Below are 15,059 nucleotides of genomic sequence, written 5' to 3'. Positions count from 1 at the left end.
CAAAAAATGAGTCCACTTTATTGACACAGATCCATATTCCCACATTTAAAATACTATGAGGTTAGCCATATTTTCTATGTAATATCATGACTATATACCTATATCTATTTGTAATAATATGACCTCTTAACAAACATAGATTGTTGAATGTTTAGTGTCCATCTATACTTTTAATTGACTAACTACGTTAAAAACAAGGAGTTTTGCCGATGACTAATATAGTATTGAAAAAAATCGTTTTGCTGTTGTCTATACTCTCAAGTCTTGCATTAGCTGTTGCCATTAGGAATGTGAATAGGGAAGAAGATTTCCAGAAAAAGGTAAACACGGCCGAGTATTTTACACCGTTCAGATTTCCAGAATTTATCGTAGATCCTCAGCAAGAAACTAGGGTTCTAGAAATACTTGAATCAGTCTCAGAAAAATTGAATGTAAACTATATGGCAAAAGTTTCATTCTATGGTGTGAGAGACCATACCTTTTCTGAAACAGGAGAAATCTCTTTTGATCGTTTAGGTGAAACACATACATTTTTTCTTTCCAAGCAAACAGAAACACATCTTTTGAACAATTTTTACATAGAGCCTCAAATAATCAGTGAAAAAAATTATTTTGCATCTGACTTAGAGAAATATCCAGATGCGGAATATTTAGAAAATAAACAACTGAAAAACGAAGATTTTTTTATACTACCGATACAAATGGCTGAGGCGCTAAATCCAGCTGATTTTTTTGTGGAAACGAAAGATCAAAAAACTCTAGATAGGTTCCTATCAAAATTATCTGATGAATACAATCTCTCCTTTGAGACAGCGTACGAACCCACATCTTTTCAATATGAGAATGACATAGAAACATTTGCACCATCTCGAACATTAGAAGCATCTACTTTTGTGATATTTACTCTTTTCTATAGCCTTTCCTTGATTTTATGGATACTGGAGAACAATAGACACATTGCGATCTATCGTTTAAATGGTTTAACTAGTAGAAAAATTTTAAAAAGATTATTATTAAAAGAATTAGTGATTCTTTTTCTCTTGAATCTATTGGTAGCTTTCTTCTTTGTCCTACATTCAGTGAATCATTTGTTTGTGCTAGTGCAACTGTTCTTGCTTATTTTTAGTCTAATCATTTCTTTTTTTGTGATTGATTTACTAGGCAATCTTTCATTGAATAAGCAACTAAATCGCCAAACTTTTGGTAAAGGATTCTTTTATACTATCTATTCTGTCAAAATGTTGATTTTATTTTTTAGCGTGGTACAACTTGTTCCGTTAACTGAATATGCTCGCACATTCCTTACACCAGAAGCAGTACCTGAAGAAATAAAAAATCATGCCGTTTTCTATCCAAGACTTGGCGGCAATGAAGCGACTTTGACAGATCTTTCTCAAGATATGAGAGGATTAGATAAAACAAAGTTGCTTTCGCAACTGTTGGATGATGGAGCAATCGAGGTTGATACAAGTGCTTATTTTGAAGAAGAGAATCCTTTGATCCATCAATCTATTTATGTAAATACAAACTATTTAGACAAGTATCCGCTCATCAGCATAACAAATCAGCCTATCCAAATTGATAAAAATGAGGATCGAGAAATCATATTAATCCCAGAACGAATGATGCCCGATTTTGTTCAACTTCGTTCTTGGTTTTTGAATGAAACGAATCCTGATAGACGAACAAAAAAAGAAGAGGATGTTTTGTTTTATACCATCCAAGATGAACAAGAAATCTTTGCCTTTGACCAAGAACAGGCAATCATCATCAATCAGCCGAATATCATCCATGTATTCACTTTGAACAATCTACCCATTTCTCATAGAAATATTCTGACAGGAAATAGTTTTGCTGAACCATTAAAAATTCCATTGATTGGGACTGCACAAGAAACCTATGATAGATATCTTCCGTTATTGAAGGAAGCAGGATTGGAAGACAACTTTCCTTTTTTGATCCCAATGGAACAGTTAAGGAAAACAGAATTGCAATTGATTTATTTGTGGGACATAAGACAAAGGATAACTGATTTATCGATTACTATTTTATTGGTTATTGTTTTGATCACCTATTCCACACTGAGCTATTTCCGCCTTTATCAGCAAAAATTTGTTGTTTGGCGATTAAATGGTGTTTCTTTTTTCAAAACTTATAGAAGAATTTTTCTGCTGTTTGGATTACAATATCTTTTGTTTTTTATCTATGTAGCTGTCCATTCATTTAGAATAACGGATGTCTTTATTTTTTCGTTATACATACTAATCGAATGTATTGTGCTGTTGTCTACATTTTTTTTAATCGAGAAAAAACAGAACAGATTATGTGAAAGTAAATGATTTTTTAGTTTCACAAGTAAAAATACTCTTTTGACTGTCTTTGGAAAAGTCAAACATGGGGTTGTGACAGAAGTGGTCAGCTTCAAGAAATAAGAAGGAATTTACGAAAATTGCTTCTCATGTTTGATAAATATTGTGACTTGTGACCGAGGAGTTGGCAGAAGAACACCGTTTATTCGGAAGAAGGGGTTGTGACAAAAGTCTTGTCACAACCCCTCTTATTTTTCATAGGTCCGTTTTTAAGGATGAGTGCTTTTCTTTTCCTTTTGCGTTTTATATACTCTGGCTCTTTTGACGTGTTCTGCGGTGATTCGAGGGTAGGCCATACGTACTTCTTCATCTAGGAAGCAAAGATCACAGATTGTCTGGATTCGTTGGGTCTCTGAACGAATGAAATCATCGTCTTCTCGAAAAACAGCAGCAATCAATTCAAGTTGAGAAAGACGCAATGTGATGACTAAGCGTCCTTGTAAACTCGGATGTTCTTTCACTAAAGTTTGGAGGTCGGGAACTAAAGACAATGCTTCTTCATATCTATCAAAGAGTAGCTGGATCAAGGCATAGTTAAGTAGATGATTGGCATATTTAAAAGACCAGTCTTCTTCAAAGTCACGGTAGTTCTGATAATTCTTTTTAAAGCGTGAGAGGAATAAAGGGCGGATATCATCTGCCAACATTGGCAAAATGATGCTTGCGTTATTCATTTCCTTTAGCGTCCACGTCTCCATCTGCATCAAATAATCTTCCATGAACTTCATTTCTTCGGTATTGACTTCGCTTGTCTGTGCATCGATTCGATCAATAGTAGCGAGTAAGTGGATGAGGTACGCATAAAAACGTTCTTCTTTTTTCTTACTATCTTTGTACTTCAAATAAAACTTAGGTTCTTTTTCCACATGTTGGAATCGTTGGGTTTCTTCTGCTATTTCTTTTAAGAAACTTTTCTGTCCGCGATATTTTTCTCCATAATGTAAAAAGAAAAATTCGTCGGGGTTTTCTAATTCTAAATTATCGAGAACGGATAAAAAAGCCTCTAAAGCTAGATTTACTTCCCCCCGTTCAAAACGATAAGCAAAGGTCCGTCCAACGATTCCTCCATACACTTCCTTCATCAGCAACCCTTTGTCTATCCTGATATGACGCGCTGTCAATCCATATTTCTCCATATACTTCCCTCTTTTGTGTTCATTATAGTGAACATAATAGCATAAAAAATTGATCTGCTGATAGGATGAAAAAAACGAAGGGAGCATGGAGCATGAATACACTCACTCTTGAACAGCAATCAAAGAAACAAGTTATGAAAGCAGCAATTTCTTCTCTTATCGGGACATTTGGTTCTTCTATCTTTACATTTGGACTTAGTCTGATGCTACTTGAAAAAACCGGGTTAGCTATTTCATTTGTTTTAGCATCTGTCATTCAGCCAATACTTGCCATTTTTCTAACACCCATCGTTGGACCCATCGTGGATCGATACGATCGTAAAAAAGTGATCATCATCAGCCAGCTTGTAACGTTAGTTATTTTAGCCATATACGGTTTATATTGGGGGCTGTCTGCTCATCCGCAAAAAGGAATTCTTTTGCAATCAATCTTGCTGATTATTGTATTGAAAGCCACCGACCAATTTACTTATACTGCACAACAGGCGTCAAAACCCGATCTAGTATTGTCGGATGACTTGATGAAACTTGCCAGTTATTTGAGCATGGCTACGAGTATCTCGAGTCTACTAACAGGAGTTTTAGGTGCGGTACTTTATACACTTCTTCCATTCTGGCTTTTTGTTTTTATCGAGATACTGACTGAGATCATGACGTTATTCATTACATTGACAATGGATTTTCGCCTTGTTCATTCACAAGAAGACCAACTGAAGAGAGCTACCGAATCAGATAAAGGTTCTTTTCTTGAAGGGTTGCGTTACATCAAACATCAAAAATATCTTATCTATTCGTTGGTTTTTGCTTTACTGATGAATTTTTTCAGTGCCATCATCAATGTAGGGCTGCCCATCATCATGCTTCGTACTTTGAAGGTATCTAATGTTCTTTATGGATTGACTGAAACATTCTTTTTTGTCGGGATGTTAGTAAGTGCCTGGTTAGCAGGAAAAATAAAAGATCCATCGGCTCCTCTTGAACGATCTCGTAAGCTTTCTTATGGCTATGCAGTTGGTTATGTAGGCATTAGTTTAATGGTTCTTTTGGTCCACGGAGAGATTCTTGCAGTTATCATTGATGGCTTGCTTCTTTTTGCGATTGCTATCGTGAACAATCTGATGAATATCCCAACTATGGTCTGGCTTCAGCGAGAAGTTCCAACGCATATACAAGGACGTCTGATGTCAACGATAACAACGATTACCATGGTGGCCAGTCCACTTGGATTAGCACTGTTTGGTGCGCTCTTTGATTGGCAGACAACGCAACCACGTCTGCGAGACAGTCTGATTTTTCTGGGAGGGAGTCTTGCTATAGTTATCCTTATAACTGGTCTGGTAAAATTACTCAAGCTTGATCTGAAAGAAGCAAAAATTTTCAGTGAAGAGGAATACAGAGAAACGACTTTGGTCGAAAAGAAAGAATCAGGAAACTGATACAAGCGTATAACAAACTGTCTGATAATAGGAAAGACACGTATTGTCAGATTGTTTTTTTGACATTCAATTGGAAAATTTACACTTTCTTTATACATTTCTGGCTGCTTTCTTTATACCCGTCAACTATACTTCACTTATCAATAAGAAAGAAGGATAAGTATGGATTTTGGAAATGAAACGGTCTTGAAAGCAACTGGTATAACCAAAAAATACGGTGCTGCCAAAGCATTAGATAAAGTATCGATCGAAATCAAACGTGGAATGATCTATGGATTGATTGGGGAAAATGGAGCGGGGAAGTCTACCTTTATGAGAACTATTATGGGTTTGATCTCGATTGATGAAGGTTCGATCGAATTATTTGGAACGACGGATTTGCAAGCAGCAAGACGACGTATGGGTCAATCGATTGAAACCCCTGCTCTTTATCCAGAATTAACTGCAAGAGATAACCTACGTATCCAAGCAGCGAACGGCGGTGTGTCGGATAGAGAAATCGAAGACCTGCTGAAAATGATGCGGTTGGAAAATACAGGGAAAAAGAAAGCAAAGAATTTCTCTTTAGGTATGCGCCAGCGTTTAGCTATTGCAAATGCACTGATCACGAATCCGGAATTTTTGATTTTGGATGAACCGACGAATGGGATGGATCCAGCGGGGATGGCAGAAATGCGAGAAATCATCCAACGTTTGGTAAAAGAACGGGGAATCACCGTCTTGCTTTCTAGCCACTTGCTAGATGAATTGTCACAGATCGCCACCCACTATGGTATTTTGCATGAAGGACACTTGATCAAAGAATTATCGAAAGAAGAATTGGCACAAGAATCTCGTCAATTTATAAAAATTGACACTTCGGCGACGGAACAAGCAGTAACGGTTCTCGACTCTCTTGGTTATAGGGATTATTTTGTCCAATCTAGCCGTGTTATCCAGCTTTTTGAAGGAATTGACCAAGTAGCAGCCATCAATCAAGCATTGGTAGAGGCAAAAGTTCCTGTGGATGGCATCCACCTAGTTGGGCAAAAACTGGAAGATTATTTCCTACAATTAACTGGAGGCAAGACACATGTTTAATCTATTAACTGCTGAAAAAATAAAAGTATGGAAGAGCCGTAAAATGTGGGTTTCACTAGGACTGATGGTCGTACTTCCGCTTTTTTATTCTTGGAACGAATGGTATATGCATACAAAATACGGCAATGAATTAAATCAAGCAACGGATACAGTCATCAACGGTGCAACAGGGATTTTAATGGTGGAAAAAATGGCTGCATGGATTCTTCTGGCTTTTGCAGCATTTGCGTGCTTTTATATTGGGGAAGAATTTCAAAACGGTACGATTCGCAATACGTTATCTTTAGGACGGAATCGAATGACTTATTATGTGTCGAAACTTCTCGTTACGCTTTTGATCACAACACTTGGCGTGGTTTTGATCACGGGTCTAGCCATGCTTGCTTACACACTTGCTTTCGGATTTGGTGAAATCGAGGGAATCAAAAACTATGGAAATTATGTTCTGCAAGTATTTCCTGTCTTGCTTCTGCTGACATTAGGGACATTATCTGTTCCAGTGGCTTTGACATTCATCACTAGAAGTACCAGTGTCAGTTTGCTTCTTTCTTTTCTTTATATCATGGGAACGGCCTTCGTTCCCGGTGTTTTCGCAAAAATCAAAGGCTTGGAATTTCTAACGGAGTGGTTTACGGAAACGTGGCTCATGTATACGGACTTTGCGCAACAAGCAACTTATTCGCAAGCACCGAAAATGATTCTGGTCAATCTAGTAACAATCGTGGTATCATCAGCTCTAGGAATGTTTATTTTCCAAAAATCTGACATTAAGTAGGTGGTCCTGCTGGAAACTATTTTGATTATCGAAGACGATGAAGCTGTTCATTCCTTACTGGAGGAGGTTCTTGAACAGAGATACAAACTTCTCGATGCTTATTCAGGTACGGAAGGAAAATTATTGTTAAGCACATATCCTGTCGATTTGATCCTTCTAGATCTCATGCTTCCAGGGCTTTCAGGAGAAGCATTGTTAGCAGAAATCCGACAGACATCGAATGTTCCGATCATCGTTCTTTCAGCAAAAAGCGATCAAAGAGATAAAGTTTCCTTGTTGGCAGCAGGAGCGGATGACTATGTGACGAAACCATTTGATATCGAAGAACTGTTGTTACGAATCGGCATCCAACTTCGTCATCAGACTTCTGTCCAAGTAAAAGATCTGTCACAACGCATCTATTATAAGGAAATCTTACTGGACAAAGAGTCAAGGGATGTAAATGTGAATGGTGTGGCTGTCCATTTGACAGGAAGAGAATTCGATTTGCTGAAGCTTTTTTTAGAACATCCGAAAAAAGTATTTTCGCGAGCAAATCTTTATGAAACAGTTTGGCAAGAACCATATTTTGATAGTGAGAAAACAGTGAATATGCATATTTCCAATCTTCGAGGGAAACTAGCAAAGGCACATGCGGTGTATATTCATACGGTGTGGGGAGTGGGGTTTAGATTTGATTAGGTGGCTGTTGCTTCTCGTTGTTATCTTTATGGGAAGTTTTATTTTCTTCCTGCAAAGGGAAATCAAGCGATTGACTAAGAAAATCGCCACTCTTTCTGAACGACAAGAATATGGTGGTCGTCTTTCAGTCGAGTTTCGAGAAAAGAATCTAATGGACCTAGTAGATGCACTGAATACATGGGTGGATGAAAATGAACAAAAAGGACAAGTATTTCAAGAAATGGAAGAAAACATCCGACTATCGATCGTCGGCCTTTCTCATGATCTCAGAACTCCTTTGACTGCTATTAACGGTTATGTACAATTACTAGAACAGGTAGAGGATACGGAGAAACGGGAGAAGTATTTAACGATCATCAAACAATCTGTTGCAAGATTACTCAGTATGACGGATCAGTTTTATGATCTTGCTCGAATAGAGACGAAGCAAAAAGAAATGGATCTCCATACGCTTTCTTTTTCTAAAGAGGTGGAAGAAGCTTTTTTCTCTTTTTATGAACAGTTTTCTGAGAAAAATATCGAGGTAGCGTTCGCTGAACACTCGATAAATACAACTGTATTAGCAGATCCGCTCATGTTGTTGCGAGTGATGCAAAATATCATACAGAATTTATTGCGTTATGCAGATGGACAAGCAAAGGTGACATTTTCAAAAGAGGATCCATTCATTCGATTAACAGTGGCCAATCCTATCAAAGCAGGAGCGCAAACCTCTGTTGAAAAAGTCTTCCAGCGTTTTTATACCGAAAATACCAGCCGCACAAATACGGAATCTAGCGGAATCGGGCTTTACCTGTCAAAAAAATTGGTGGAAGGAATGGGAGGAGAGATGACCGCTAAATTAGACGGGGACATCTTCTCCATCTCTGTCAAGTTGCGGAGGGTTTAATTATACAAGATTAGTGAGAACTAGTAGAAAAACGTATTATCTATATATATATATAGATATATAGATTTAATAGAGAAAAAAGCCTGTGATATAAATATTGCTGGCTTTTTTATTGATTTGAAATAATCAAGAATATTAGAAACTTCTACATTAATCAAGAACTTTCTTCTGTATGAAAATAGAGATAATAATTGTACACTTAAGCTGTATTCAGGAGGTGAAGATAATGGGCATCGAATTTAGCGAACGGCAAATGAAAATACTATACTTTTTGATTGAAAATGAGCACACAACTTACAAAGAATTATCAGAACAATTATATGTATCTACGAAAACAATTAGCAAAGATATTTTAATTTTGAAAGAAATAATCCAAAAAATGCCAGATGTACAAATGTTGGTTCAACCTAAAAAAGGCGTTTCGCTTATTGGAAAAAAAGAAACACTTCGAAATTTATTATCCAGTCATAAAATCAATATCGCAGACTCTCCGGAGGACCGTCTAACTTATGTGTTTGCTAAATTATTGAATACTAATGATTCTCTAAAGATTCAAAATCTTGCTGACGAATTATACGTGAGCAGGTCGACGGTAGAAAGCACAATGAAAGATGTTAGAAAAAGACTAAACAAGCATGGGATGTCCTTAGTTTCAGATCGAAATGGCGTGCGCATCAAAGCTGATGAAAAAAGTAAAAGAAGGTTGATGTCAGAAGTTGTGAACTATTATTGGGGTGGCTTTACAGCATCTAACAGTAAAACAGATCTCTTAGACTTGAATATTAATTTCATTGGTGAAGCGAATAATTTCTTAAATAAGGACATATTGAAAAAAGTAGCCGAATTGCTTAATCGATACATGAATAAGACACAATTGAAATTTACAGATTATGAATTTCAAACTTTAGCTATCCACCTTGCTATTGCGATAGAAAGGATTGAAACAAGCAATTTCTTATCACGTAGTAATAATTCTGAAGAAGAAATCTCAGAGAATACACTTATTTTAATCAAAATGATTGAAAAAGCATTTTCAATTATTGTGCCAATAGATGAACAAGCTTATGTTGACATCCACATTACTTCGATTGAAAAAAATGCTATGAATCACGACTTAGATCAAACGAAGCTTTCCTATTTAGATATGGGTGTTGAGCTACAAGAGCTAGTAAGAACTAAATTAAATGAATTTTATCCTGATGAAGAATTGATCAATAATCTAGTATTACATCTCAATGCAGCAGTTAAAAGACTCAAATTGGGAGTAAATATCTATAATCCTTATACGGACAAAATCAAATATTCTTTTAAAAGGTCATTTATGATAAGTGTGGATTTATTAGAGGAAATCGAAGAGAGATTCTGTATACATTTCAATGAAGATGAAATCGCTTACGTAACACTCCATGTTCAATCACTTTTGGATCGTTACAAACCTGACAAAACGAAAGTGATATTAGTTTGTAGTAGCGGATATGGAACATCAAAATTATTAGAGCAAAGAATAAATAACGGTTTTGCAGATATGGTTGAGATAGAAGATGTACTAAGCATCAATGAACTACAAGATCGAAAAGTCACTGATGAACTTGTTATAAGCACGATTCCGATTGAAAATACAAATTTTCCTGTTATTGTTGTTAGTCCTTTGATGTTAGGGGCAGATGTCAGAAAAGTAAAACAGTATCTACAGCTAAATGAACAAACAGAAGATGCTTTTCTAAATTTATTAGATAAACGATTTTGCTTTTTTACCCACCAAATAAAGGATAATCAAGTGAACGTTTTAAATATAATTACCAAAAAATTGGTAAAAGAAAATTACGCGAAAGAAGGGATACTAGAGGGAGCAATCAAAAGAGAAAAACTATCTTCAACAGCGATGAATGATTTTGCTATGCCGCATATTGAAGTAGATTTTATAAAAAAACCAGTAATCTGTGTCTACGTTAATCCAGAAGGAATTGATTGGGATGGGACACTTGTTCATTCTGTTTTCTTTTTTGCACTTAATGAAAAAGTAAAACCTGAATTGAATAAAATTTATGAAACATTCAATGAAATCGCTTCGAATCATGAGTTATTAGCAAATTTAAAAACGAGTTCGTCGTTTGAAAAATTAGTTTATATATTGAAAGAAGGCTTATAAATGATCAGTGAAAAAATCAATATAAATAATATAGTGATAGATTTAAATGCATCTGATAAAAAAAGTGTAGTCGAAAAATTATCGAAATTGTTAGAGACTAATGGGTTTGTGTCTGACCACAAACAATTTCAAAAAGACGTATTTGACAGAGAAAACCATATGACCACAGGAATTGGGAAAAATATCGCCATTCCTCATGGCAAAAGCCTAGCAGTAATTGAACCAACAGTGGCTGTAGCCAAGTTAAAGCGGTCTGTTGAATGGGGCGCATTAGATGATCAACCAGTTGATCTCGTCTTTTTGTTAGCAATAAAAGACACTGATAAAGGTACTAATCATTTACGTATTTTAGCAGAATTATCTGGAAGATTGATGGATGACGAGTTTGTTAAAAGAATAAAAGATTCGAGAAATAAAAAAGAATTGGTAAAAGCTCTATCATTTTAAAAGGAGGAATTTCATATGACAAAAATAGTAGCAGTAACAGCATGTATTGCAGGGATTGCCCATACTTATATGGCAAAAGCTAATTTAGAAAAGTTTGCGAAGAAGAAAGGGTTAGATATTAAAGTAGAAACACAGGGGGCTATGGGGATAGAAAACAAACTTTCAATTTCGGATGTTTCCGAGGCAGATGTTGTCATATTTGCAGTAGATACAAATGTTTCAGAACGAGGTCGCTTTGATGGTAAACCGATTTTAATAGTAGGAACCTCAGAGGTAGTAAAAGATGGTGAAGAGACGATTGATGAAGCAATTGCATTAATTAACAAATAAAAAATGTATCGTGGGGGAGTTACTAATGGAATTCAAGAAACAAGGAAGAGAAATTTTAAATCATTTCCAAAGTGGGGTTTCCTATATGATCCCGCTTGTCGTAGCAGCAGGGTTACTAACTTCTATTGCAGTCATTTTTGGTGGCACAGGTGTTTGGGACCAGACGGATACATTCTGGGGAGTCCTGCGAATGATTGGTCAGACGGGATTACAGTTTATCGTACCGATGATTTCAGCCTATATCGCATATTCAATTGCTGACCGTCCCGGTCTAGCACCAGCTTTTATCACTGGGATGATGTGTCAAAATCTTGGTATGGGATTTATTGGAGGAATGGTTGCTGGATTAGCTTGTGGCTATTTAGCTAATGCATTGAAAAAAGTAAAAGTACCGATGCAAGTTATTAGTCTAAAATCAATTATGCTGATTCCTTTTGTTACTACATTAGTTGTTGGAATCATATTATGGTATGTACTAGCTACGCCTATTCAAGCAATGACAACAGGACTGACTAATTGGCTAGAAGGCATGTCAGGAGCAAATGCTGCTTTGATGTCGGCTATTTTAGGAGGAATGATGGCGTTTGATATGGGAGGACCTATCAATAAAATTGCATATGCTTTTGGGGTTGCTTCTTTTTCAAGCGGAAGCTTTGGACCTAGTACAGCCATGTTGTTAGGAATTGCTATTCCGCCATTTGGAATGTTTTTAGCAACAATTTTAAACAAAAAACTCTATGATGAATCAGAACGAGATAATGCAAAGACAGCTATGATTATGGGCCTTGTGGGGATTACTGAAGGGACGATCCCGTTTGCCGTGAAAGATCCTTTACGAGTAATACCGAGCATCGTGGTGGGCACTGCAGTAGCATGTGGTCTAAATGGATTTTTTGGTGTTACACAAGAAACAATGCTTTCAACCTTTATGGCGATTCCTTTTGTTACGAATATACCTTTATATTTAGTATCAATTGTTATTGGAGGAGTGGTTACAGCGTTAATGGTCAATGCACTAAAATCCATCAAGTATAAAAAAGAACAACAAGTAAATTCAGTAGAAGAAGGAAAGTAGGGGAATCTGACATGGTCAATGCACATATAATTCAACACACGCACTGGGACAGAGAATGGTATTTTACAAATGAAGATGCCATCGTATTGTCTGATCAGGTCTTTACTGAAGTTCTAGATGAATTGGAAAGGAACCCTAAAGTAAACTTTTGTTTAGATGGACAAACTTCAATCGTCGATGAGTATTTGGAGATCAATCCGCAAAAGCTTAAGGTTATCCAACGACTGATGAAAACAGGACAACTATTCGTGGGACCGTGGTATGCACAAACAGATGCCTTATTAGTGGATGCTGAATCAATTTTAAGAAACTTAATGATTGGGATCAGTGATACGATCCTTAAATATGGAGATCCAATGATGGTAGGGTATTTGCCTGACACGTTTGGGTTCAATGCGAATTTGCCTACACTTTTGCATCAAGTAGAAATCGATAATTTCATGTGTTGGCGAGGATTAAACTTTGAAACGATGGTTCCATCTCCTTACTTTATCTGGAACGGATTAGGAGATAAATTTGTTTATGCCATGAATTTTCCATTTGGTTATATGACTGGAATGATGACCTTAGACGCAATTAAAGATATTCCTGAATTTGCAAAAGAAAAGTTGGATGAAGCAGTTGAAATGCTTCATATGCAAGGAAAAAACAAAGATATTTTAGTACCTTCGGGTGTAGATCAAAAGTCAATGATTTTAAATTTTGATCAAGTCGTAGAGAAGTTGAATAAATACAGTAAATTCCACAATATTATTTCAGACTATCCTTCTTATGTAGAAGTTATCAAAAATAAAAAAGAATTACCTGAATATAAAGGTGAACTTCGTCAGCCGGTTTACTCTCGTGTTCATCGTTCGATTGGCTCAGTAAGAACAAAAATGAAAATAGAAAATTTTAAATTGGAACAAAAAATTTTAAAACGAGTTGAGCCACTCATGCTGATTGCAGAAAGAAATGGTATCCATATCAGTAAAGGCCTACTTCGTCGGTTATGGAAAAAGATTTTGCAAAACCAGGCTCATGATAGTATTGGTGGCTGTGTTTCAGATAATGTTGCGGAAGATATTTTCCATCGGATCAAAGAAGCTAATGAGATAGCCGACGGAATCGAAAACCTTATTGTAAAACGGATGGCTGATGCATTAAAGCTAAAATCGAATGAAGTCCTTGTTTTCAACACAACGACTGAGAATTATAGTGGATCGAAAATCGTGCATGTAGTAGCTGATTCAAAGAAAATACATTTCAAAGGCAGTCCCTATAATATCATTGAAAAAGAAGTTTATTTTCCAGAACGGAAAAATGCTTATCGGATGATTGCTACAGGTTTCGAATATTTTGATGAACCAGCTTATTATGAACTTGACATAAAAATAAATGTAAATGTGCCAGCGCTAGGATACACTGTTGTTGAATTTGAGAAAAATAATGAAAAATTAGAAACAGCAATCGAGATAGACAAAACTGAGATAAGTAACAATAAATATAAACTTTCTTTTAAGGATGGGCACTTGAATTTGATAGTTGGAGATAGACAATATCTTGATTTCGTTCATTTGATCGATTCAGCAAATGATGGCGATACGTATGATTATTCACCATTAGAAGGAGATACAGAACTATCTCTAAAATTTGAAACAGCTAAAGTATATAAAGATTCTTTACAAGAAACATTAGTTGTTTACGGAAAAGCTCAACTTCCTAAAAATTTAAAAGATCGTTTATCTGAAAAACCCGAAATGGAAGAAATATCTTATGAAATATCGTTCAGTCTGGGAGAAAGTCAAATCGTTGAAGGCACACTCAAAATTCATAATACTGTTTACTCGCATCGTATGCGCTTAGCAATTAATGTTTTAGATAAATCTGAAAAATCAATTGCACAAATTCAAAACGGATTTATTGAAAATACCCCTGATGTCATTCCTCCGGATTGGTCAGAAACTATGGTAGAGAAACCTGTTAATTTAGAAATATTCGATAAGAGTGTCTCTGTGGCAGAAAATGATCATTATTTTACTTTTTATGCAGATGGTTTAAAAGAGTATGAACGTATAGAAAATCAATTGATCATAACCTTATTTTCAACAACAGGGGAACTTGGAAAACCTAATCTTGCTTGGCGACCTGGGCGAGCTTCAGGAGATACGACAAATGAAGGGCATGTCATGATGGAAACACCGCTAGCTCAAGAAATAGGTGAGTATAAAGTCACTTTTGGATTTAATGTAGAAGAAGGAAGATTTAATGAGTTCAAAGTGGCAAAACAGGCAGAAAAACGGTTAGAACAATCTATTTCTTATCAAAAGCAGAAACTGAATGTATTTATTCACAGGTTAGATAACAAGATTTGGCCATTACAAAACGAACTTGATGTTCCTCGTAAATTTTCATTGATTGAATTACCTGAAGACTTAATTGTATCATCGATTTATCCTTCTTATTTTCATGAACAAGGATTTGTTCTTCGCTTAGCTAATCCAACAGAACAAGAAAAAATAGTACCTGAGGCTATCCTTTCCCTTGGGACAGTTGTCAATGCACTGGAGAATAAACAAGAATTAACAACAATTCCTCCCTATGATTATTTGTCAATTTTGATAAATGAGAGATAAATATGTAATATACAAGAAAAAAACACCTTTTATTTTGAAAGGTGTTTTTTTACCCCCTTTTCAAATAGCGCAACAGT

Annotated in this window: 12 protein-coding genes; 11 read left to right on the top strand and 1 reads right to left on the bottom strand. The window is 35.9% G+C overall.

What is annotated here, in order from left to right; all coding sequences use genetic code 11:
* Positions 1 to 209: 209 nt before the first annotated feature.
* Positions 210 to 2,339, top strand: a complete 2,130-nt coding sequence (locus HMPREF2961_RS09825) for a hypothetical protein (protein ID WP_002315828.1) — start codon at positions 210 to 212, stop codon at positions 2,337 to 2,339.
* Between the two features lie 239 nt (positions 2,340 to 2,578).
* Here HMPREF2961_RS09825 and HMPREF2961_RS09820 read toward each other — a convergent pair whose 3' ends face one another.
* Entirely contained in the window at positions 2,579 to 3,505 is a 927-nt protein-coding gene (locus HMPREF2961_RS09820) for an Rgg family transcriptional regulator (RefSeq protein WP_025477343.1), read from the bottom strand.
* Positions 3,506 to 3,570: 65 nt separating this feature from the next.
* On the opposite strand from HMPREF2961_RS09820, the gene HMPREF2961_RS14840 reads away from it, so the two are divergent.
* The 10 genes from HMPREF2961_RS14840 to HMPREF2961_RS09770 all read left to right on the top strand — a co-directional run bounded on the left by HMPREF2961_RS14840 (position 3,571) and on the right by HMPREF2961_RS09770 (position 14,982).
* Positions 3,571 to 4,941: an MFS transporter gene (locus HMPREF2961_RS14840; RefSeq protein ID WP_371089201.1), complete on the top strand. Its 1,371-nt coding sequence runs from the start codon at positions 3,571 to 3,573 to the stop codon at positions 4,939 to 4,941.
* Between the two features lie 162 nt (positions 4,942 to 5,103).
* Positions 5,104 to 6,021: an ATP-binding cassette domain-containing protein gene (locus HMPREF2961_RS09810; RefSeq protein ID WP_002315832.1), complete on the top strand. Its 918-nt coding sequence runs from the start codon at positions 5,104 to 5,106 to the stop codon at positions 6,019 to 6,021.
* Complete coding sequence (locus HMPREF2961_RS09805) at positions 6,014 to 6,796, top strand: ABC transporter permease (RefSeq protein ID WP_070704687.1); 783 nt, start codon at positions 6,014 to 6,016, stop codon at positions 6,794 to 6,796. Before HMPREF2961_RS09810 ends, HMPREF2961_RS09805 begins: the two co-directional genes overlap by 8 nt.
* Positions 6,797 to 7,477, top strand: coding sequence for a response regulator transcription factor (locus HMPREF2961_RS09800; protein ID WP_002303698.1), 681 nt, complete (start codon positions 6,797 to 6,799; stop codon positions 7,475 to 7,477).
* Positions 7,470 to 8,366 carry a sensor histidine kinase gene (locus HMPREF2961_RS09795; RefSeq protein ID WP_070704684.1) on the top strand — a complete coding sequence of 299 codons (897 nt, stop codon included), beginning with the start codon at positions 7,470 to 7,472 and terminating at the stop codon, positions 8,364 to 8,366. Before HMPREF2961_RS09800 ends, HMPREF2961_RS09795 begins: the two co-directional genes overlap by 8 nt.
* Positions 8,367 to 8,592: 226 nt before the next feature.
* The gene (locus HMPREF2961_RS09790) at positions 8,593 to 10,515 is read left to right on the top strand and encodes a BglG family transcription antiterminator (protein WP_070704681.1); all 1,923 of its coding nucleotides are present in this window, start codon (positions 8,593 to 8,595) and stop codon (positions 10,513 to 10,515) included.
* A complete protein-coding gene (locus HMPREF2961_RS09785; RefSeq protein ID WP_070704678.1) occupies positions 10,516 to 10,962 on the top strand; it encodes a PTS sugar transporter subunit IIA in 447 nt (148 codons plus the stop codon).
* Between the two features lie 15 nt (positions 10,963 to 10,977).
* Positions 10,978 to 11,292, top strand: a complete 315-nt coding sequence (locus HMPREF2961_RS09780) for a PTS fructose transporter subunit IIB (protein ID WP_002315837.1) — start codon at positions 10,978 to 10,980, stop codon at positions 11,290 to 11,292.
* 25 nt (positions 11,293 to 11,317) lie between these two features.
* Positions 11,318 to 12,367 carry a PTS fructose transporter subunit IIC gene (locus HMPREF2961_RS09775; RefSeq protein WP_002305530.1) on the top strand — a complete coding sequence of 350 codons (1,050 nt, stop codon included), beginning with the start codon at positions 11,318 to 11,320 and terminating at the stop codon, positions 12,365 to 12,367.
* An 11-nt stretch (positions 12,368 to 12,378) separates the two neighbouring features.
* Positions 12,379 to 14,982, top strand: a complete 2,604-nt coding sequence (locus HMPREF2961_RS09770) for a glycoside hydrolase family 38 N-terminal domain-containing protein (protein WP_070704675.1) — start codon at positions 12,379 to 12,381, stop codon at positions 14,980 to 14,982.
* The last annotated feature ends 77 nt before the right edge of the window (positions 14,983 to 15,059 follow it).

It is taken from the genome of Enterococcus sp. HMSC076E04, assembly GCF_001814285.1.
In the GTDB taxonomy this organism is placed as follows: domain Bacteria; phylum Bacillota; class Bacilli; order Lactobacillales; family Enterococcaceae; genus Enterococcus_B; species Enterococcus_B lactis.
Note: the sequence above shows the minus strand (reverse complement) of the source record. Positions and strands in the feature narration are given on the sequence as shown.

Coding starts and splice junctions, on each gene's coding strand:
- HMPREF2961_RS09825 (WP_002315828.1), top strand. CDS start 210: ATGACTAATATAGTATTGAAAAAAATCGTTTTGCTGTTGTCTATACTC.
- HMPREF2961_RS09820 (WP_025477343.1), bottom strand. CDS start 3,505: ATGGAGAAATATGGATTGACAGCGCGTCATATCAGGATAGACAAAGGG.
- HMPREF2961_RS14840 (WP_371089201.1), top strand. CDS start 3,571: ATGAAAAAAACGAAGGGAGCATGGAGCATGAATACACTCACTCTTGAA.
- HMPREF2961_RS09810 (WP_002315832.1), top strand. CDS start 5,104: ATGGATTTTGGAAATGAAACGGTCTTGAAAGCAACTGGTATAACCAAA.
- HMPREF2961_RS09805 (WP_070704687.1), top strand. CDS start 6,014: ATGTTTAATCTATTAACTGCTGAAAAAATAAAAGTATGGAAGAGCCGT.
- HMPREF2961_RS09790 (WP_070704681.1), top strand. CDS start 8,593: ATGGGCATCGAATTTAGCGAACGGCAAATGAAAATACTATACTTTTTG.
- HMPREF2961_RS09785 (WP_070704678.1), top strand. CDS start 10,516: ATGATCAGTGAAAAAATCAATATAAATAATATAGTGATAGATTTAAAT.
- HMPREF2961_RS09780 (WP_002315837.1), top strand. CDS start 10,978: ATGACAAAAATAGTAGCAGTAACAGCATGTATTGCAGGGATTGCCCAT.
- HMPREF2961_RS09775 (WP_002305530.1), top strand. CDS start 11,318: ATGGAATTCAAGAAACAAGGAAGAGAAATTTTAAATCATTTCCAAAGT.
- HMPREF2961_RS09770 (WP_070704675.1), top strand. CDS start 12,379: ATGGTCAATGCACATATAATTCAACACACGCACTGGGACAGAGAATGG.